Origin of the sequence: Anabaena sp. CCY 9910 (genome assembly GCF_963920875.1) — a bacterium.
GTDB lineage: Bacteria > Cyanobacteriota > Cyanobacteriia > Cyanobacteriales > Nostocaceae > Trichormus > Trichormus variabilis.
In genome coordinates, this window is record NZ_CAWUDJ010000025.1 from 69431 (window position 1) to 88758 (window position 19328).

Genomic DNA, 19328 nt, shown 5'->3' on the forward strand with positions numbered 1-19328 from the left:
AAGTTTTTCTAACCAGCAACCTAATAAAAGGACTGATGGCACGAAGTTTAGCAGGTATGGGCGCAAAGATTTCCATTCCTTAACAAAGTCATGGCAATTTTACAAACATAGTATAAAGAATTGGCAACATTGGGGAAAGACAGTGAACAATATCCATAGCTAAACTGGGAGCTTTGCTAACCTATGCAGCCGATTCGCACATTCAATGTTTCTCCTTCCTTGCCGCCGCGACTTGAGCCGTTGCGGCGACTGGCGTATAATTTACACTGGGATTGGAACGTTGAGACTAAAGATTTATTTCGTCGTTTAGACCCAGATTTGTGGGAATCTAGCCACCACAATCCCGTACTAATGCTGGGTACAATCAGTCAAGGACGGCTTTGGGAAGTCGTGGAAGATGAAGGCTTCCTGGCACAGTTGGATCGTGCTAACCGTCAATTAGATGATTATTTACAAGAGCGCAGTTGGTATCACAAACAACGCGGTCAACAGCCAAAGGAATGTTACGCCTATTTTTCGGCTGAATTTGGGCTGGTTGATTGTCTACCCGTTTATTCTGGTGGTTTGGGTGTTCTGGCAGGGGATCACCTGAAATCAGCCAGTGATTTAGGTCTACCCTTAGTTGGTGTGGGTTTACTCTACCAGCAAGGTTACTTTGCTCAGTATCTCAATGCCGACGGTTGGCAGCAAGAACGTTACCCGATTAACGATTTCTACAACATGACCTTGCACCTAGAACGCAATCCTGATGGTTCAGAATTGCAGATTGCGGTGGATTACCCCGGACGCAAGGTATATGCCAGAGTTTGGCGGGTACAGGTGGGAACAGTACCCCTGTATATGCTAGACACGAATATTGAGCCGAATAACCCCTACGACCACGACATCACAGACCAACTCTACGGTGGTGATATCGATATGCGTATCCACCAAGAAATTATGTTGGGTATTGGTGGTGTGCAGATGTTGAAGGCTTTGGGTTATGAAGTCACGGCTTACCACATGAATGAAGGTCACGCCGCCTTCTCAGCCCTAGAACGTATCCGCTTGTTAATTCAAGAAGAGGGTTTGAGTTATGCGGAAGCTAAACAGGTGGTGAGTTCGAGTAACATCTTTACCACGCATACACCAGTACCGGCAGGAATCGACTTATTCCCTCCTGACAAGATTCTGTATTACCTTGGTTATTATGCAGACATCTTTGGCTTACCCAAAGAGCAATTTTTAGGGTTGGGGCGAGAAAATACAGGTGATTTATCTGGGCCGTTCAGTATGGCGGTGCTGGCGTTGAAAATGGCAACATTTTCTAACGGTGTAGCCCAGTTACACGGTGTGGTTTCCCGACAAATGTTCCAAGGTTTGTGGAAAAAGGTTCCTGTTGAGGAAGTACCCATTACAGCGATTACTAACGGTGTTCACGCCCGTAGTTGCGTTGCTAAATCAACTCAGGAATTATACGATCGCTACTTGGGGCCAAATTGGTCATCAGCACCACCAGACAACCAATTGTGGGAACGGATGGATGCAATTCCTGATGAGGAGTTGTGGCGGAATCACGAACGATGTCGCTTGGACATGATACTGTATGTGCGCGACCATTTGGTTAAACACCTGCGCGATCGCGGTGCTTCTGCTTCCGAAATTTTCCAAGCCCAGGAAGTTCTAGACCCCAACGTATTAACTATTGGCTTTGCCCGTCGTTTTGCCACCTATAAACGCGCTACCCTGTGGATGCGCGATGTGGAACGAATTAAACGCATCTTATTAGGTAACAAAGACCGCAAGGTACAATTTGTCATCGCTGGTAAAGCCCACCCTAAAGACATTCCTGGAAAAGAACTCATCCGCGAAATTAATCACTTTATCCGCGAACAACACTTAGAAAAACAAATAGTGTTTGTTCCCAACTACGACATTCATATTTCCCGGTTGATGGTTGCGGGTTGCGATATTTGGTTAAACACACCCCGCCGTCCCAGAGAAGCATCTGGTACTAGTGGGATGAAAGCCGCCATGAATGGCTTACCTAACCTGAGTGTGTTGGATGGTTGGTGGGATGAAGCCGATTACGTCCGCACAGGCTGGGCGATTGGACATGGGGAAAATTACGAAGACCCCAACTACCAGGATGAAGTAGAAGCCAATGCTCTCTATGATTTACTGGAAAAAGAAGTCGTACCCTTATTTTACGACCACCGCGATATTGATGGTTTACCCAGACCTTGGGTTGCCAAAATGAAAGACGCTATCCGGTTAAACTGTCCCTTCTTTAATACAGCGCGGATGGTTAGGGAATATGCACAACGGGCTTATTTCCCAGCTAGCGATCGCTATCACACTTTAACATCTGATAATTATGCCCCAGCTAAGGAATTAGCAGATTGGAAAGCCAAACTTAGTGACCATTGGTTTAATATCAAAATCAAAGATGTCGATGTATCCGCAGGCGCAGATATTGAAGTTAATCAAACCGTTGCTGTCAAAGCCAATGTAGACTTAACCACTCTCACTAATGATGATGTGCAAGTTGAGTTATATCAAGGTTCCATTGATGCTAATGGCGATATCGTCAACGCTGTGCCTGTAGTCATGGATTACCAAGGACAAGATCCTAATGGATTAAGTGTTTATACGGCTAATATCCTTTACACCACCTCTGGTTTACAAGGCTTATCCTTGCGCGTATTGCCAAAACACCCACATTTATCTACTCCTTATGAACCCAGGTTAATTGCTTGGGCCGAGTAAAACAAAACAGTGCTGGGAATTACAACTCATGACTCAGCACTGACTTAGGGATGACAATGTAACCAGTGGTGCGATCGCCTAATACTAGGTTACGTTGTTCTCCCCAATACCACCAGTGAGCAGCTACGTAAGCACAAATTAAGCTATCTAGTTTGTCTTCGGCGGCTTTCAATTCTGCACCTGTGTGGGGAATTTCATCAACAGTCAGATTTTTTACACACAAAGCAGGCTCAAAGGTGGGTAGCACATCCACAATATATTGATAGAGTTTGATTAATTCTAAGCGGCGCTCATTGATGCGCCCTTTTTTATATTTAAGTATGCGTTCTAAGTTAAATAGGTGGACTATTGCCGGATGGGGAAAAACTTCTATTTGATATCTGCCTAATTTTTGTGCTTCTATTGTGGGTGCATGGGCAAAACCGCGAGATTCTAATTCTAAACCAAAACTTATAGTCCGTTCTGCAAAAGCTAGACCTTGGTTGGCAGGGTAACAACCAGCGTGATATTTACCGAAATACTTATGGGTGAGTTTGTCAGGGAGACGACTTCCCGTCGAGTTAGGTATCAGGGTGGGTGCATCTACGCCAATGATGGCTGGTTCGTCTGGTTGCACCCAGGTATCAATCCAGGCGAAAATATGAGCGATCGCATCTTGACGATCTAAATCAACTATCTCTAATTTGCCCTCAATTAATTGTAAGCAACATAAACCACTCGGTTGAGACTTCCAACCTAAATCGATCCCAATAAATTTCATTTGTGTCAGTTTAATACCTCAGAATATACAAGAAAAACCCTCAGCGTACCTCTGCGCTAACCTTAGCGTCACTCCGCGTTAAAAACGATAATCATATCTAGCCTGCATCAGCAAACCTATCCGTCGCTTCAATCAAAGCACTACGAATCCCCACTTCACTCATCGAATGACCAGCATCAGGAACTACAATAAATTCAGCTTCCGGCCAAGCACGATGTAATTCCCACGCTGATGTCATTGGGCAAACTACATCATAACGCCCCTGGACAATTACACTAGGGATATGGCGAATGCAGTCAACATTTAATAATAGTTGATGGTCAGAATTTAAAAAGCCTTTATTTATAAAATAATGGCATTCAATCCGGGCAAAAGCTTCTGCAAATTTATCCTCAGCAAAAGCTTGCTTTAATTGGGTATCAGGAAATAATCTACTAGTGCTAGCTTCCCAAATTGACCAAGCACGAGCCGCTTCTTGTCTAACTTGTGAATCTGGACTGGTTAAACGTTGGTAATAAGCCGTGAGTAAATCATCCCGTTCATCAACAGGAATTGGTTGCAGATATTCCTCCCAAGCATCAGGAAAAATATAGCTAGCACCTTCTTGATAAAACCAGCGTAACTCTTTTTGTCTGAGCAAAAATATACCGCGTAAAATCAAGCCTAAACAACGCTCAGGGTGAGTTTGACTGTAAGCTAAAGATAAAGTGCTACCCCAACTCCCACCAAAAACCACCCACTTTTCTATTCCTAAATGTTCTCGTAGTTTTTCAATATCACTGACTAAATCCCAAGTGGTATTTTCCCTTAATTCGGCATGGGGTTGACTTTTACCACAGCCACGTTGATCAAACATTACCAACCGCCATTTTTCATGGTGAAAATATTGCCGATAAACTGGAGGACAGCCCCCACCAGGGCCACCATGTAATAACACTATGGGTTTACCTTGGGGGTTTCCTGATTCTTCAAAATGAATGGTGTGTAATTGGGAAACTTGTAATTTACCTTCTTTATAAGGTTCGATGAGTGGGTAAAGTTCGCGCATTTTGATACTAGAGGAGTAGTTAAGTAATCATATAATAGACAGCGCTGATACCGTTTTTTAATTGAAGATGTGCTTTATTCTGGACTGTAGAGACGTTGCATGCAACGTCTCTACATTATCGATTTGGTGCAACTTCATAGAGAATTGGTATGAGTATAGGCGATCGCACAACTGGTTAGATTATCATCTCCCCACACCAGACGAGAAAATGTCAAAATGATATGTGTTTTGCCATCGCCACTATACACGGTGGGAATTTGAGATAACTAAACTAGGATTTATGGGTAAGCAGCGCGTTCTGTCGGGAGTTCAACCAACTGGTAATCTACATTTGGGTAACTATTTAGGGGCAATTCGCAACTGGGTAGAAATTCAAGACCAGTACGATAATTTCTTTTGTGTAGTGGATTTACACGCAATTACTGTACCGCATAATCCAGCTACATTGGCGGCAGACACCTATGCGATCGCTGCACTTTATTTAGCCTGTGGTATTGATTTACAATACTCGAATGTCTTTGTCCAATCCCACGTCTCAGCCCACACTGAACTTGCTTGGTTTCTCAACTGCATCACCCCCCTAAATTGGCTACAAGACATGATTCAGTTTAAGGAGAAAGCAGTCAAGCAAGGGGAAAACGTCGGTGCAGGCTTGTTAATCTATCCAGTGCTGATGGCTGCTGATATTTTGCTTTACCAAGCCGATAAAGTGCCGGTAGGTGAAGACCAAAAGCAACACTTGGAACTAACACGGGATATTGTCAACAGATTTAATCACCAATTTGCCAAAGATAAACCTGTACTGAAATTACCAGAACCTTTAATCCGCAAGGAAGGGGCAAGGGTGATGAGTCTCACCGACGGGACACGCAAAATGTCTAAATCTGACCCCTCAGAGTTAAGCCGCATTAACGTTTTAGACCCACCAGACCAGATTGCTAATAAGATTAAACGTTGTAAAACTGACCCAGTCAAAGGTTTAACATTCGACGACCCAGAACGCCCAGAGTGCAACAACTTGCTGACTTTATATATGCTACTGTCTGGTAAAAAGAAAGAAGAAGTAGCCGCAGAATGTCAAGACATGGGCTGGGGACAATTCAAGCCACTATTAACCGAAACAGCAATCAACGCCCTCAAACCCATCCAAGAAAAATATCAAGAAATCACCGCCGACAAAGGCTATCTAGAATCAGTCTTACGTGACGGACGAGAAAAAGCCGAAGCCGTCGCCAACCAAACTCTAGCAGATGTGAAAGCAGCTTTAGGGTATTCTGTACCTGTTTAATTCGTAATTAGGGACTGCTGGGCGAAGAATTATATTTCATCCTTCCCCAGTCCCCAATCCCACTCCTTGTTCTTTCAGGTGTAATTCGTTATACCCTTAAAAAGAACAGACATCATCACGTTATGGACGATAACCATAGCCATACTGCTTTGAATTATTTCAGTAAAGCCGCGCAAGCGGGGGAATTTTTAGTTACCGCCGAGGTAGCACCACCAAAAGGGGGAAATCCCACACACATGATGGAAATGGCGGCGACTCTTAAGGGGAGAGTTCATGCTGTCAATATTACCGATGGTAGCCGTGCTGTGTTGCGGATGTCTTCATTGGTAGCATCAGCAATTTTGTTGCAACAGGGTATTGAACCAGTTTGTCAGATGGCTTGCCGCGATCGCAACCGTATTGCCTTACAAGCCGACCTCATGGGCGCTCATGCCTTGGGTATTTGTAACATTTTAGCTTTAACTGGCGACCCAGTAAAAGCAGGCGACCATCCCGAAGCCAAAGCCGTCTTTGATTTGGAAGCCGTGCGACTGTTGCAACTAATACGGAAAATGAATCAAGGTGTTGATTGCAACGATAAACCCTTGAGTGATGGCGCAACTGATTTATTTGTCGGTGCAGCAGTAGACCCCCAATGTGCCAGTTGGTCTGGTTTGCAAAGTCGCTTTGAACGCAAAATTGAAGCAGGGGCGCAGTTTTTTCAAAGTCAATTAATCACTGATTTTGAAAGGCTAGAAAAGTTCATGGATAAGATAGCTTCTGTTCATAAAAAGCCAGTTTTGGCAGGAATATTTCTATTGAAATCCGCAAAAAATGCCCAATTTATTAATAGGTGCGTTCCCGGTGTGAATATACCCGAACACATTATTGATAGATTAGCCAAAGCCAAAGACCCATTAGAAGAAGGTGTCAAAATTGCTGCCGAACAAGTACAGATAGCAAGGCAATTGTGTCATGGTGTCCACATGATGGCCGTCAAGCGGGAAGATTTGATTCCGCAAATTTTAGATTTGGCTGGCGTTGCGCCTGTTAATCAGGTGTTGGTGAAGTAGGTTAAAACAGGCGATCGCATTTCTTTTACCAATCACAAAATAATTCCTGTAGAGACGTTGCATGCAACGTCTCTACAAGTTTATGGGAGATGGCGATCGCCTTTCGTTTAAACAAGCTCTTGTTCAATTTCGGCTTCGTTAAGTAATTTTATTCCAGAAGCGATCGCTCGTTGACGAATTTCCCACAGTTTCTTTCCTAACGGCGTTTGTGGAATATATTCTTTATTGGTTTCTTTTGTTTCTGATTGGGATTTTAGGGCTTCAACAAACTCCAAAACCTTTTGCTGATTTTTGGGTGTGAGTTCTCGCCAGCCTTCAAGTAATTGTTCTTCTTTTCCCATAATCCACTTCACTATAGAGTGATGTTTTTATTTTTACTGATTTTTCAGGTCAATTACAAGGATGACTGAATACCTTCAAAAGCACGGATTTGATTACTCGGCATTGAACCAGAAGCTTAGGGTTTTTTGGGACAAAAGTGTGATCTCCTCCTTGTTTTTCCACCCAGTGCAAATGCTAAAAATCTTTTACTAATTAGATTTGAGAGTCTTGGAAATCTATGATACATTAAATGCCCGATGTACTAGCAGCCCCAAGCCCAAGCCAAGGAAGGAAGTAGTAACCAAAATCAAAAAAGTATGAAACTGACTGAAGTAGTTTTGTAATTTTTCTCCAGCCCAAACAACAGCCACAGCCCAAACAACAGCTACAGCCCAAGCAACAGCCACAGCCCAAGCAACAGCCACAGCCCCAACCCCAGCTACAGCTAAAGCTACAGCTATAAGCACAGCTATAAGCACAGCTACAAGAATCAAAACCCCAGCTAAAGACCCAACCCCAGCCAAAGCCCCAGCCAAAGCCAAAGCTCCAGCCAAAGCCCAAACCCAGAAAGGAGCGTTCAAAACAGCAGATAAGTAGCCTATGGATAGGTAACTGAATAATATGCCAATCAACCAGATCCAGGGAATAATTCTAGATGGCTTAGTAATTAGTTTACCTGAAGGAGATTTTAACTTTATCTTGGGTTTAGGACTAACGGATTCTTTTTTATGAACTGGATCAACAGGAGGTGGAGGAGTTGCTTTTGGTGCTTCTAAGATTGCTAACCATGCTTGCATTGACTGGGGACGGTCTTTTGCCTCCAGTGCCATACCCTTGAGTATTGCTTGATTTAATTGGTTGCTAATACTGGGAATAATTTCTTTAGGTGGCTTGAGAGGAATATTTTCTAGCTTACGAGCCAGAGAATTTGTCGGAGCTTGACCTGTCACTGCATAATAAAGTGTGGCGGTTAGAGCGTAAACATCAACTGTTGGGTGTCGGCTACCATTATAAATTTGCTCATAGGGTGCAAAGTTTTCGTGACCATGTTTATTCACAGAACTCTGAGTTAAGGGAACTACTTTTTTGGCAATACCAAAATCAATTAAAACAGCTTGATCATAATTGCCTTTATCATCGCTCAGGAGCATAATGTTTCCAGGGTGAGCATCTCGATGTATTACCCCTGCTTTATGCACCACTATCAAAGCTTCCCCAATCTGACGGATTAATGGCACAATTTCTATTTCCGGTAATGCTCCTCTGCGTTCTAGTACCTTAAATATATTTTCTCCAGACACAAATTCCATTACCAGACAGTAGATGTCACCTTCCTGAAACCATGTAAATACCGTTACGATATGACGATGAAGTTTTTGAGATAAACCTGCTAGGGTTTTTGCCTCTTCCTTAAATCGCTTTATCTCTACGTCGTCACTACGATCTTCACGGAGTGTCTTGATGACAACTGTTCGTTCTAAGTCAACCTCCAATGCTTTATAAGTAATCCCAAATCCCCCTCGCCCCAGGACTTCCTCAATTACATATTTACCACCTTGTAATTTTTGTCCTGCTATCCAGGGCATGAATACCTCTGAGTAAAAATAATTAGTTTAAAGCCAGCATGATGATATGAGTTTAGCTAATTCTACGGAGTTTGACTAGGCGATTGACTAGGAGACACTAATGATGGGCTGGGTGGTGAAGAGGGTTTGAAAATAGGTATCCAGCCAACTATACCTGAGAGTAAAGTTCCAATAGCTGCGATCGCTGCTACAATAATTCCCCACATCTGAATGTTGCGTTCCCAATTTAAGTTGGTGTTAGATGTAACAGTCGTCTCAGGCTGAGTCAACCCTAATAAATCTAGCCATTCTCCCATTGATTGCGATCGCTGTTTGGGATCTAGCTGCATCCCAGTTAAAATTGCCCTGTTGGTGCGATCGCTAATCTGAGGATTGTATTCTTTTGGGGAAACCAAATGCTCACCGTCTAATTTACGCTTGACTGCATCCACAGGTGTTATTCCTGTCAACAGTTTATAGAGAGTAGCCGCTAGTGAATAAACATCGCTACAAGCCTTAGCTATAGTACCTTGAGTAGAAAGCTCAGATGGTGTAAATCCGGCTGACGTTTCTTGAGTCCGGCTTGTAGTTAAAATGTAATCAAAATCAAGAGCTAAACCAAAATCAATTAACACCGCTTCTAAATTTCCGTCTCGCTTCCGCAATAAAATATTCTCTGGACGTACATCCCGATGAATGAGTCCATTTTTATGTACAACTATCAGTGCTTCCCCAATTTGTTGAATATAACGGAGTGCGTCTTGTTCCGAAAGTATGGCTGGACGAAGATTAGCTAAACTATCTTCACCGAGATATTCCATGACTAAACACGGATACTCTCCTTCTCTAAAGAGTTCTATAATCTGCACAATATGCCGATGATGACATTTTTGAAGTTTTAGGGCTTCACTGTAAAACATATTTTCCAGCCGTGCGCGTTCCGGCTGACTGAGAGATTGCAGCAAATCATCATTTAAGGTTTTAATAACTAAGCGATCGCTATTCTTGTTTTTTACCAAATATGTAATACCAAACCGTCCCCTTCCCAACTCCCTTTCAATTGTGTATTTGCCACCTTGCAACTGACCACCTGCTGCTACCCAAGCCATCTTTGCAACTCCCCAAATATTTGTACTTATTTTTACATAATAGATAGTTGGTACTTGCATTAGTAGAGTAGGGTACGTCAGTGCGAGAAAATCTCTCTACACCTAGAAATTATTCATACTGACGCACCCTACTAATTACTAACTTAGCTTGATGTCCTAATCTATCTGGCTGCGACTATAATTGCAAAATCTATTAAACTGACTACGCAATATACTGAAATTAGTCAAAAAACTGCGGTTTTTTTACATAATCTTTGAAAATGAATACGCGATCTACTGAAATGAGAAAGCAAAAAGGCATTTTACTTTCTCATTTTGCCTGATTGCTTTCTCATTTTGGTGTTTTCCGCAAGCAAAAGGACATTTTACTTTCTCATTTTGCCTGATCGCTTTCTCATTTCGGTGTTTTCCGCAAGCAAAAAAGCATTTTACTTTCTCATTTTGCTTGATCGCTTTCTTATTTCGGTGTTTTCCGCAAGTAAAAAGACATTTTATGGCTAGAGGTTTTTGGTTGTATATGCTTTTGCATCTAGTGTTCGGATGTTAAGAGCGATCGCCCTCTCCCCTTCTCACTGCTATACTAAAAAACAACCCTTACCTCTGCAAAGGTAGCTTTATGACCTCTGCAATCAATCCCTCCACCGACCTCACTCCTTTCCCAGACCATACGCAGCTACCAGAGTCTGACGGCACTTTTGTGAAAAACTTTCAGGAACATCCCCAAAGCATTCTACTCACCGACTCGATTAAACCTGTATTACAAAAACGCCATCCTGATGGACAATACTGTATAGGTCAAGATAGCGGTATCTACTGGCGGATGACTGATCCCCCAGAGAAAGGCGCAGAAGCACCAGATTGGTTTTATGTACCAAATGTCCCACCTTTGCTTGATGGTCAAACCCGACGATCTTACGTGTTGTGGCGGGAGTTTATTTCCCCATTAATTGCTTTGGAGTTTGTTTCTGGTGATGGGAGTGAGGAACGAGATAAAACTCCTTGGAAGGGTAAATTTTGGATTTATGAGCAGGTAATTCATCCGGCTTTTTACGGTATTTATGAAGTAAATAAAGCTAGTGTAGAAGTCTATGAATTAATTGGTGGGCAATATCAATTATTACCAGTTAATGAGCGCGGACATTATCCCATACATCCATTAGGTGTGGAGTTAGGTATATGGGAGGGCGAATATCAAAATATGGAATTACCCTGGCTACGTTGGTGGGATTTGCAGGGTAATTTGTTGTTGACCGGAGAAGAAAGAGCCGAACAAGAACGTCAACGAGCGGAACAGGAACGTCAACGGGCGGAACAGGAACGCCAACGAGCGGAACAAGAACGTCAAAGGAACGATCGCCTAATTGCTCAATTGCGCGCTCTTGGTGTAGAACCAGACGCTTAGATATCCTCCACTCCTGAATTACAAATTACAAATTACGAATTACGTTGGTACACTTGCTCGGTATGATATTTAATCTGCAAGCATTTACCAAATGAAAATTCAGCTATGACTCAGAACTATCGAATTACCCTACTCCCTGGCGATGGAATTGGCCCTGAAATTATGGCAGTGGCGGTAGATGTGCTGAAAGTCGTAGGGCAACAATTTGATATTCAGTTTGATTTCCAAGAAGCTTTGATTGGCGGCGCAGCAATTGACGCGACTGGCGAACCTCTGCCATCGGCTACTTTAGATACTTGTCGCCAAAGTGATGCTGTACTACTCGCTGCTATTGGTGGTTATAAGTGGGATTCCCTACCACCTCACCAACGCCCGGAAGGAGGCTTGCTGGGATTGCGGGCGGGATTAGAATTATTTGCCAATTTACGCCCAGCCCAAATTTTACCGCAGTTAATTGACGCTTCGACTTTGAAGCGGGAAGTTGTGGAAGGTGTAGATATTATGGTGGTGCGGGAACTCACTGGCGGGATTTACTTTGGTAAACCCAGAGGTATTTTTACCACTGAGACTGGTGAGAAACGCGGTGTTAATACGATGGTTTATACAGAATCAGAAATTGACCGAATTGGCCGGATAGCTTTTGAGACTGCGCGCAAACGTCGGGGCAAACTCTGTTCAGTAGATAAAGCCAATGTATTAGATGTATCTCAATTGTGGCGCGATCGCATCACCAAACTTTCCCAAGAATACCCGGATGTGGAACTCTCCCATCTATATGTAGATAATGCTGCTATGCAATTGGTACGCGCTCCTAAGCAGTTCGATACCATCGTTACAGGCAACTTATTTGGGGATATTCTCTCGGATGCGGCTGCTATGCTCACGGGTAGTATTGGAATGTTACCCTCAGCTAGCCTTGGGGCTTCTGGGCCGGGAGTATTTGAACCAGTCCACGGTTCTGCCCCAGATATCGCCGGACAGGATAAAGCTAACCCTCTCGCCCAAGTTTTAAGTGCGGCAATGATGTTGCGTTACGCTTTAGACCAACCACAAGCAGCAGACAAAATAGAACAGGCTGTGTTACAAGTTTTAGAGCAAGGCGATCGCACAGGAGATATAATGTCGGTGGGTATGAATCTTTTGGGTTGCCGGGCTATGGGTGACTCCCTCATTAAGGCATTAGAAAAATCATAATTTCTCGGTGAAAACAGGCAAATTGGCAACCATTCCCGGATGTTTCGGCTAAACTGGAACCAAAATCTAGCAATCACATAACAGCATAGTGTACGCTTTAAAACAAGGACAAGGAAAAGCTACTTTTACTGCCCCAAAGAACCAGTCCCCTCTGGTTGATCCAGCCGTGATAAGAGCTGCGGGGCAAATTTATTACACCCACTGCGAAGTACATCCTGAAATCGCTGGCCAGCCTTCAGGAGTAGCTATTAATCGTGTCACTCACCGGGGTAAAGTAATTTTTACAAATCAACCCGTTTTGTTACCCCAAGAATGTTTTGTGCCATTGAGTCAAATTGAATCCTATATGTATTAGTCAATTGTCAGTTGTCAGTTGTCAGTGGTAACCCTCGACAATCAGCGAAAAATCAACGACAAATGACACAGGACTCAAGACAATTGACTATATGGAAACTTTGATAGTAACCCTGGCGAGTGTGTTCGTTTTCGCCTTGGGTGCATCTATTGGCAGCTTTATTAATGTTGTAGTTTATCGATTACCGGCGGGATTATCCATTCTGTGGCCGCCCTCCCGTTGTCCTCATTGCCTCAACCAACTGAAAGCCTATGATAATGTGCCTGTGCTGGGCTGGATATGGTTAAAAGGGCGTTGTCGTTATTGTAAAAGTCAAATTTCTCTGAGATACCCTGTAGTGGAAGCAGTGACAGGGATCATTTTTCTTTGCGTATTTTTGATATTTCACGTTTCAATTCTGACCTTAGGATACTGGACGTTTTGCAGCTGGCTATTAGCATTGTCCTTAATTGATTTAGATACTATGACCCTACCTAATCCCCTCACCAAATCAGGATTAGTCTTGGGTTTGGTGTTTCAAATGGTTGTTGGCTATGTCTCTGACCCTAGTTTGCCAGGATTAATTAGACACTTAATGATGGGCATTGTTGGCGCTGTCTTGGGTTTATGGTTATTTGAGGCGATCGCTCTTTTAGGAGTTTTCTTACAAAAAGAGGCGATGGGTGCAGGAGATGCCAAGCTTGCTGCCATGATGGGTGCTTGGTTGGGTTGGCGATATTTACTTCTGGCTGGATTGATTGCCTGTACCTTAGGCACATTGGTAGGTATTGGGGCTATCATGCTCTCAAAACGCAAATGGGGGCAAAAAATTCCCTTTGGCCCTTTCCTCGCCTCAGGAGCTTTTATCACTCTCTTTGGTGGACAACCAATCTTGTCAGCTTATTTACAGTTGTTTTTTTAAGATCAAATCTTCGTCTTTTTCAAGAAGTCGGGGATCTAACAACACCCGAAATTTCAAACAATCTACCCTGGGGAAAAGTCTTCACTAATTTATGTTTGGCTTCTAGTTGTTTAAGCGTTTTTGCTGATGCTTCTAGAACAAAAACCTTGTTAAACCCATCGGGAATTGTCAAATCATCTCGAATTAGTTTAAATTTTGTATCTGAGTCAACTATATAACTCATGGATAATGCCCGGTCTAGATTTGTGCATAGAACTAGTGGGCGATCGGCTGAACTGATGATTGCCGATACTTTGGGAAAATGGGGGCTACCAAAAGCATTCCATGATGGTGCAGCAGAAATTACCAAACAGGAACTCACACCACACAAAATTAAAATTGATAAAGCAAACTGTCCCCATCGCCTGTGTGAAGATTGACTAGCGCTCAACCAACTACCAATCAAGTATGCAGCTATCAATTCCACGGCTAAAACGAAAGGAATTAAATAGCGCATTCTGGTGGTGATAGAACTACCACTGATGGCATCTTTCACCATCAAGCTGACTCCGGTGGCGATCGCCAATGCCAGGAGAAAGTTTCTGATTTTTCTCGGTGCGTATCGACAAAGTGTATAGAGAGAAATTGCGGCGATCGCTAATATAATCGGAGCAAAGAACCACTGAGTTGCTTTGAGAAAATTAGGCGAGAAAAAGGGATGATATAAGTCAATAAAAAGGTTCTGTATACCCTTTAACCAAGCATTGATTAACCCAAACCAAGAACTTTTATCAGATACTTGTTCAACCGAATATTTCAGCATACTGGAATTTATAAAAGCCCATAACCAAGGTAAAAAAGCTAAGGTACTAATTACTAATGTCAAAAAATATGCAGCTAAACTTTTTAAATCTCTAAGGTTATCGTTAAGCAAGACATACAGTATATGAGCCACTAAAACAAATGCAAATAGCAAATTAGAGTAAAGCCCAATCACAAGACTTAATCCATAAATCATCCACCAGAATAAATTGTTAAACCGTATAGCTTTAAGTAGGCATCCACAGGCAATGACTGTAGTCGCTATCAAAATACTATAAGGGCGGATGATTTGAGCATATTGTAAATGAAAGGGAGAAATAGCTACAATTACCGCCGCTACAAATGCGGTAGTTTTAGATGCAAATAACTCCAATCCTAACCAGTAGATTCCCCAGATTGCAATCACGCTTAATAAAGCAGCTAAACTTCTTTGAATCACTAGTCCATTATCAAACCAATGATTAAATAAATACGACCATAAAATTGTCAAAACTGGGTAGATTGGAGGAAATACATAAAGTTTTTCAACTACTTGCTCGACTGATTGAATTAAAGTTTTATTTGCGTCTATGAAGAGATATTTTTTTAGGTCGCCGATGCTGAGAATAGAATTATCAAAATTTTGGTAGGCTTGGGAGTGTTGCCCATAAATATAGGTTGATGAGAAAGTTTCATCGAAAGAATAAACTTTTTGTTCAAGATGATAAAATCTTAAAAATATTCCTAAAACAAGTGCGACTGTTGATATAGTTAGCAACCAGTTAGGAATTTTATAACGTTCTTCTGATATTTTATTTTCCATACATAAATGAAGATTTATAACGAAACAAGAATGCGACAAATAAACCATTTGTAGAGACGCGATTCATCGCGTCTTCACCCAATAATGTGTTGATCTTCCCGCGTAGGGGAGAAGTTTGGAGAGGGTTTATTCCGAATTGATCGAATTGACATTAATTATGGATATTACCTTATTTTTATGGTTTGTATTACCCGCCCCATAAAATATTTTTAATGATTCAATATATATTTAATAAGACGTAAAATTTTTCGTCACCAAAAGATAACAGTTAATAATTGTATATTTATAATCCTTAGTTCTTCCCTCAATTAGGAATCACCATCGCTCTCTTTTTGGTATCCATTACGTTCGCGTTTCAAACTTTCCTCTAAAGCTTGAATTTGCTCCCGCCGAGCTTCTAATTCTAGAGAACGGCGAGCTAGGTCTTGGTTTTGTATAGTTAGGGACTGTCGCCATTGTTCTGCTCTTTCTACTTCTTGTTGCAACAATTCTGGAGTCATACCAGTGCTGAGATAAGTTTGCAATATATTCAGTACCCAGCTACTAGCATCCTCTAATTTTTCGATTTCACCGGTAGAGGAAAGTTCCACTAAAACCAACAAATTATCGCTGATTGTGTTGCCTTTACCCAGAAGAATAAAAGCTTCTTCTGGAATTATTGTCCATAGATAATCAGCTTCTTGACGCGCTAATAAGCGTAGTTGGTACTGATCTAAAAACTCATTTTTATGCACCTGGGCTAGATATAGCATGACTTTAGTTGTGCGTTCATTTCAAATTTTAAGTTTATATAGTATTGTGAAGTTTTAATTTTTGAATAATTTTTAACTTTGCAAAAGGTAATGAGATAGTTATAAATTTCTCATTACCTCTTGCAAATATGCCAAATCGCGTAGGTAATGCTTACACCAATGTCTGAAGGCGCAAGCGCAAAATTTCCACTTGTTTTTCTGCCTCAGCTAAAGCATCTCGCGCAGCTTGCACTACATCTGCTGGAGCTTTATCGACAAACTTAGGATTACTTAACCGACCTTTGAGAGATTGAGCTTCAGCCTCCACTTTGCTGATGCTTCTCTCTAGTTTGGCACGTAGAGTTTCAATGTCCACTACACCAGCTAGAGGTATAACAACTTGTACAGTTCCTACCACACCAGCGATAGATTTTTCTGCTGCTTGTGGCGCTTGTGGTACTGTCTCTGAAAGATTCTTCTCAGTGGGTGAAGCGAAGAACTTAGCTAAAAATCTTTGTCTAGCTGGGGTGGATAATAAGTTACGGGCGACAAACCAAGCAGAGTAACCCAACCCAACAATTTCAAAGAAAGTTCCCAGGAAAGGAACATTATCAACTGTATCCGCTACCGCCAAAGCTACCCTGAGGAAAACAAGGCCGGCGATAACTAAGCCGATAGTTTTTAAGCCCCTTTGGGGTTTCTTTTTTGTCACTGTTGATGGTTGTTGTCCAGCAGCAATGGTCAAAGTCTCCACCTTAGCTAAATCTTTAATATAAGATTGACCAGCTATGAGGATTTGTCTTTCTGATTCACTATCAGTTTGCAAATTGGCGATGATTCTTGCCCCTGGCTTCACCTCCGCCTCAGCGCGTAAGTTACGAATTGTGCGGATAGTACCAATCAACAAATCAAACTGTGTTTCCAAGGCGGGATTTATCCAGTTTGCATCTGCTTGGGGATAGGCTTGTAAAGCTAAAGTTTGTGAAGAATTTTCTGGTTGTTGGGTGAGAGTCTGCCAAATTTCCTCGGTAATATGGGGCATAAAGGGATGCAGTAGCTTGAGAATCCCTTCGAGGACGTAGGCGAGGGTTTGTTGTGCTGCTTTACGTGATAAAGGGTCTGCGTCCTTTTGCAGTCTGGATTTTACTAGTTCAATATACCAGTCGCAGAAATCGCCCCAGATGAATTCGTAAATTCCTTTGGCTGCTTCCCCTAAACCGTAATTGTCGATGTAATTGGTAGTTTGCTTGATAACTTGATGATAGCGGGAAATAATCCAGCGATCGCTCAATTCCGTGACATTTGGTTGACCAAGTTGCCCTGGTGTCTGTCCATCCAAATTCATCATCACAAATCTGGCAGCGTTCCACAACTTATTGGCAAAGTTGCGGGATGCTTCTACCGAGGGTGATTCATCTTTTTTACGGTCATATTCCAAGCGGATATCTTGACCAGCACCGGCTACTTCCCTAACTAAGGTATACCGTAGGGCATCAGTACCGTATTTATCAATCAGTAACAATGGGTCAATTCCATTGTTAGCCGACTTGGACATCTTTTTATTATTTTCATCCCTGACCAAACCGTGAATATAAACGGTCTGAAACGGCATTTGTCCTGTGAAATGACCAGCCATCATCGTCATTCTTGCTACCCAGAAAAAGATGATGTCAAAGCCCGTAACTAAGGTAGTGGTGGGGTAGTATTTGGCTAAATCTGGGGTTTGTTCTGGCCAGCCTAAAGTAGAAAAAGGCCACAGTCCTGAGGAAAACCAAGTATCTAGTACATCTGGGTCTTGTTCTAGTTGGACATTCTCCCCAAATTGCGCTTTAGCTTTCTCCCAGGCTTCATCTGTGGATTTTGCCACCACAAAAGGCGTGTTATCGGTAATTTGTCCGTTGGTTTCACTCACCGCATACCAAGCGGGGATTTGATGACCCCACCATAATTGTCGAGAAATACACCAATCCCGCAGATTTACCAACCAGTCACGATAAACCTTTGTCCAGCGTTGGGGAACAAACTCTGGGCTATTTTTTTCGTCGAGAAATGCTAACGCCTTATCTGCCAAGGGGCGAATTTTTACGAACCACTGAGTAGATAATAGAGGTTCGACAGGAACCTTACCGCGATCGCTATAGGGTACGGTATGCTTATAATCTTCTATCTTCACCAAAAAACCATCTGTTTCTAGGCGAGATACTACATTTTTTCTGGCTACAAAGCGGTCTTGTCCGACAAACTCCCCACCGTTGGCGTTGAGCGTACCGTCTTTATTTAGGATGTTAATAAACGGCAGATTGTGACGCTTACCCATTTCAAAATCGTTGGGGTCATGGGCGGGAGTCACTTTTACGCAACCTGTACCGAAAGCAGGGTCAACTAATTCATCACTAATAATAGGAATTTCCCGTTGTGTAATTGGCAGTGTGAGGGTTTTACCAATCAGATGTTTATATCTGTCATCATTGGGATTAACTGCAACAGCCGTATCACCAAGCATGGTTTCCGGTCGAGTCGTCGCTACTTCTACATAACCAGAACCATCAGTCAGAGGATAACGGAAATGCCAAAGATTCCCCTCCACCTCTTTTGATTCCACCTCCACATCAGACACAGCTGACTGAGTAGCTGGACACCAATTTACCAAATATTCACCACGATAAATCAAACCCTCATCATAGAGACTGACGAAAGCTTCGGCTACAGCCTTAGATAAGCCCTCATCTAAAGTAAACCTCTCCCGCGACCAATCTACCGAAACACCCAAACGCCGCAGCTGATTAACAATGGTTCCCCCTGATTCCGCCTTCCATTGCCAAGAACGTTCTAGAAATTTATCACGTCCCAACTCTTGGCGAGTTTTGCCCTCAGCCTTGAGTTGTTTTTCCAGAATTGTATGGACTGCAATGCTGGCGTGGTCAGTTCCGGGTAGCCACAATGTATTACGCCCCTGCATTCGGTGATAGCGCACTAGGGTATCAATCAACGCACTCTCGAAGGCATGACCCATGTGCAGACTACCAGTCACATTTGGCGGCGGAATCACCACACAATAAGGTTCACCACCCTTGTTAGGGTCAGCTTTGTAAATTTGGTTTTCTTCCCAGAATTTTTGCCACTTGGCTTCAGTGGTAAAAGGATCGTAGAGACTGGGAAGATTGGTTATAGTTGCGGTCATTCTGGGAAATTTCAGTTTGGAAGGACTCTAATAAATTTTGCCACAGGCTTGGGGATTGAAGAGAATAACA

At 42.6% G+C, this 19328-nt stretch carries 15 protein-coding genes; 7 read left to right on the forward strand and 8 right to left on the reverse strand.

Annotated features, from left to right (window positions below; genetic code table 11):
• The first annotated feature begins 183 nt into the window (after positions 1–183).
• Positions 184–2748, forward strand: a complete 2565-nt coding sequence (gene glgP, locus ACM5QX_RS18320) for an alpha-glucan family phosphorylase (RefSeq protein WP_414754823.1) — start codon at positions 184–186, stop codon at positions 2746–2748.
• 19 nt (positions 2749–2767) lie between these two features.
• Here glgP and ACM5QX_RS18325 read toward each other — a convergent pair whose 3' ends face one another.
• A complete protein-coding gene (locus ACM5QX_RS18325) occupies positions 2768–3508 on the reverse strand; it encodes a DUF429 domain-containing protein (protein WP_414754824.1) in 741 nt (246 codons plus the stop codon).
• A 97-nt stretch (positions 3509–3605) separates the two neighbouring features.
• Complete coding sequence (gene pip, locus ACM5QX_RS18330; RefSeq protein ID WP_414754825.1) at positions 3606–4556, reverse strand: prolyl aminopeptidase; 951 nt, start codon at positions 4554–4556, stop codon at positions 3606–3608.
• A gap of 280 nt (positions 4557–4836) precedes the next feature.
• Between pip and trpS the strand changes: the two genes are divergently transcribed.
• Positions 4837–5844, forward strand: coding sequence for a tryptophan--tRNA ligase (gene trpS, locus ACM5QX_RS18335; RefSeq protein ID WP_414754826.1), 1008 nt, complete (start codon positions 4837–4839; stop codon positions 5842–5844).
• A gap of 122 nt (positions 5845–5966) precedes the next feature.
• Positions 5967–6896 (forward strand): methylenetetrahydrofolate reductase, encoded by a 930-nt coding sequence (locus ACM5QX_RS18340; protein WP_414754827.1) that lies wholly within the window; start codon positions 5967–5969, stop codon positions 6894–6896.
• 107 nt (positions 6897–7003) lie between these two features.
• On the opposite strand, the gene ACM5QX_RS18345 is transcribed toward ACM5QX_RS18340, so the two are convergent.
• The 3 genes from ACM5QX_RS18345 to ACM5QX_RS18355 all read right to left on the reverse strand — a co-directional run bounded on the left by ACM5QX_RS18345 (position 7004) and on the right by ACM5QX_RS18355 (position 9891).
• The gene (locus ACM5QX_RS18345; RefSeq protein WP_414754828.1) at positions 7004–7237 is read right to left on the reverse strand and encodes a hypothetical protein; all 234 of its coding nucleotides are present in this window, start codon (positions 7235–7237) and stop codon (positions 7004–7006) included.
• A gap of 216 nt (positions 7238–7453) precedes the next feature.
• Entirely contained in the window at positions 7454–8803 is a 1350-nt protein-coding gene (locus tag ACM5QX_RS18350; RefSeq protein WP_414754829.1) for a serine/threonine protein kinase, read from the reverse strand.
• Between the two features lie 62 nt (positions 8804–8865).
• On the reverse strand, positions 8866–9891 hold the full coding sequence (locus ACM5QX_RS18355; RefSeq protein ID WP_414754830.1) for a serine/threonine protein kinase: 1026 nt from the start codon (positions 9889–9891) through the stop codon (positions 8866–8868).
• 616 nt (positions 9892–10507) lie between these two features.
• Between ACM5QX_RS18355 and ACM5QX_RS18360 the strand changes: the two genes are divergently transcribed.
• From ACM5QX_RS18360 to ACM5QX_RS18375, 4 genes are all read left to right on the forward strand, one after another.
• Positions 10508–11293: a Uma2 family endonuclease gene (locus ACM5QX_RS18360; RefSeq protein WP_414754831.1), complete on the forward strand. Its 786-nt coding sequence runs from the start codon at positions 10508–10510 to the stop codon at positions 11291–11293.
• Between the two features lie 105 nt (positions 11294–11398).
• Entirely contained in the window at positions 11399–12487 is a 1089-nt protein-coding gene (gene leuB, locus ACM5QX_RS18365) for a 3-isopropylmalate dehydrogenase (protein WP_414754832.1), read from the forward strand.
• An 88-nt stretch (positions 12488–12575) separates the two neighbouring features.
• Positions 12576–12842 carry a hypothetical protein gene (locus ACM5QX_RS18370; RefSeq protein WP_011319728.1) on the forward strand — a complete coding sequence of 89 codons (267 nt, stop codon included), beginning with the start codon at positions 12576–12578 and terminating at the stop codon, positions 12840–12842.
• Between the two features lie 91 nt (positions 12843–12933).
• Positions 12934–13743, forward strand: a complete 810-nt coding sequence (locus ACM5QX_RS18375) for a prepilin peptidase (protein WP_414754833.1) — start codon at positions 12934–12936, stop codon at positions 13741–13743.
• Positions 13744–13762: 19 nt separating this feature from the next.
• On the opposite strand, the gene ACM5QX_RS18380 is transcribed toward ACM5QX_RS18375, so the two are convergent.
• The 3 genes from ACM5QX_RS18380 to ACM5QX_RS18390 form a co-directional block, all read right to left on the reverse strand.
• Positions 13763–15346, reverse strand: coding sequence for a glycosyltransferase family 39 protein (locus ACM5QX_RS18380; RefSeq protein WP_414754834.1), 1584 nt, complete (start codon positions 15344–15346; stop codon positions 13763–13765).
• Positions 15347–15654: 308 nt separating this feature from the next.
• The gene (locus ACM5QX_RS18385) at positions 15655–16098 is read right to left on the reverse strand and encodes a hypothetical protein (RefSeq protein ID WP_011319725.1); all 444 of its coding nucleotides are present in this window, start codon (positions 16096–16098) and stop codon (positions 15655–15657) included.
• Positions 16099–16249: 151 nt separating this feature from the next.
• On the reverse strand, positions 16250–19258 hold the full coding sequence (locus tag ACM5QX_RS18390) for a valine--tRNA ligase (protein WP_414754835.1): 3009 nt from the start codon (positions 19256–19258) through the stop codon (positions 16250–16252).
• Positions 19259–19328: the final 70 nt, after the last annotated feature.

Excerpts from the sequence above, each read along its gene's own strand:
- ACM5QX_RS18355 (WP_414754830.1), bottom strand. The coding sequence starts at position 9,891 with ATGGCTTGGGTAGCAGCAGGTGGTCAGTTGCAAGGTGGCAAATACACA.
- leuB (WP_414754832.1), top strand. The coding sequence starts at position 11,399 with ATGACTCAGAACTATCGAATTACCCTACTCCCTGGCGATGGAATTGGC.
- ACM5QX_RS18325 (WP_414754824.1), bottom strand. The coding sequence starts at position 3,508 with ATGAAATTTATTGGGATCGATTTAGGTTGGAAGTCTCAACCGAGTGGT.
- pip (WP_414754825.1), bottom strand. The coding sequence starts at position 4,556 with ATGCGCGAACTTTACCCACTCATCGAACCTTATAAAGAAGGTAAATTA.
- ACM5QX_RS18340 (WP_414754827.1), top strand. The coding sequence starts at position 5,967 with ATGGACGATAACCATAGCCATACTGCTTTGAATTATTTCAGTAAAGCC.
- ACM5QX_RS18380 (WP_414754834.1), bottom strand. The coding sequence starts at position 15,346 with ATGGAAAATAAAATATCAGAAGAACGTTATAAAATTCCTAACTGGTTG.
- ACM5QX_RS18360 (WP_414754831.1), top strand. The coding sequence starts at position 10,508 with ATGACCTCTGCAATCAATCCCTCCACCGACCTCACTCCTTTCCCAGAC.
- glgP (WP_414754823.1), top strand. The coding sequence starts at position 184 with ATGCAGCCGATTCGCACATTCAATGTTTCTCCTTCCTTGCCGCCGCGA.
- ACM5QX_RS18390 (WP_414754835.1), bottom strand. The coding sequence starts at position 19,258 with ATGACCGCAACTATAACCAATCTTCCCAGTCTCTACGATCCTTTTACC.
- ACM5QX_RS18350 (WP_414754829.1), bottom strand. The coding sequence starts at position 8,803 with ATGCCCTGGATAGCAGGACAAAAATTACAAGGTGGTAAATATGTAATT.
- ACM5QX_RS18385 (WP_011319725.1), bottom strand. The coding sequence starts at position 16,098 with ATGCTATATCTAGCCCAGGTGCATAAAAATGAGTTTTTAGATCAGTAC.
- trpS (WP_414754826.1), top strand. The coding sequence starts at position 4,837 with ATGGGTAAGCAGCGCGTTCTGTCGGGAGTTCAACCAACTGGTAATCTA.
- ACM5QX_RS18375 (WP_414754833.1), top strand. The coding sequence starts at position 12,934 with ATGGAAACTTTGATAGTAACCCTGGCGAGTGTGTTCGTTTTCGCCTTG.
- ACM5QX_RS18345 (WP_414754828.1), bottom strand. The coding sequence starts at position 7,237 with ATGGGAAAAGAAGAACAATTACTTGAAGGCTGGCGAGAACTCACACCC.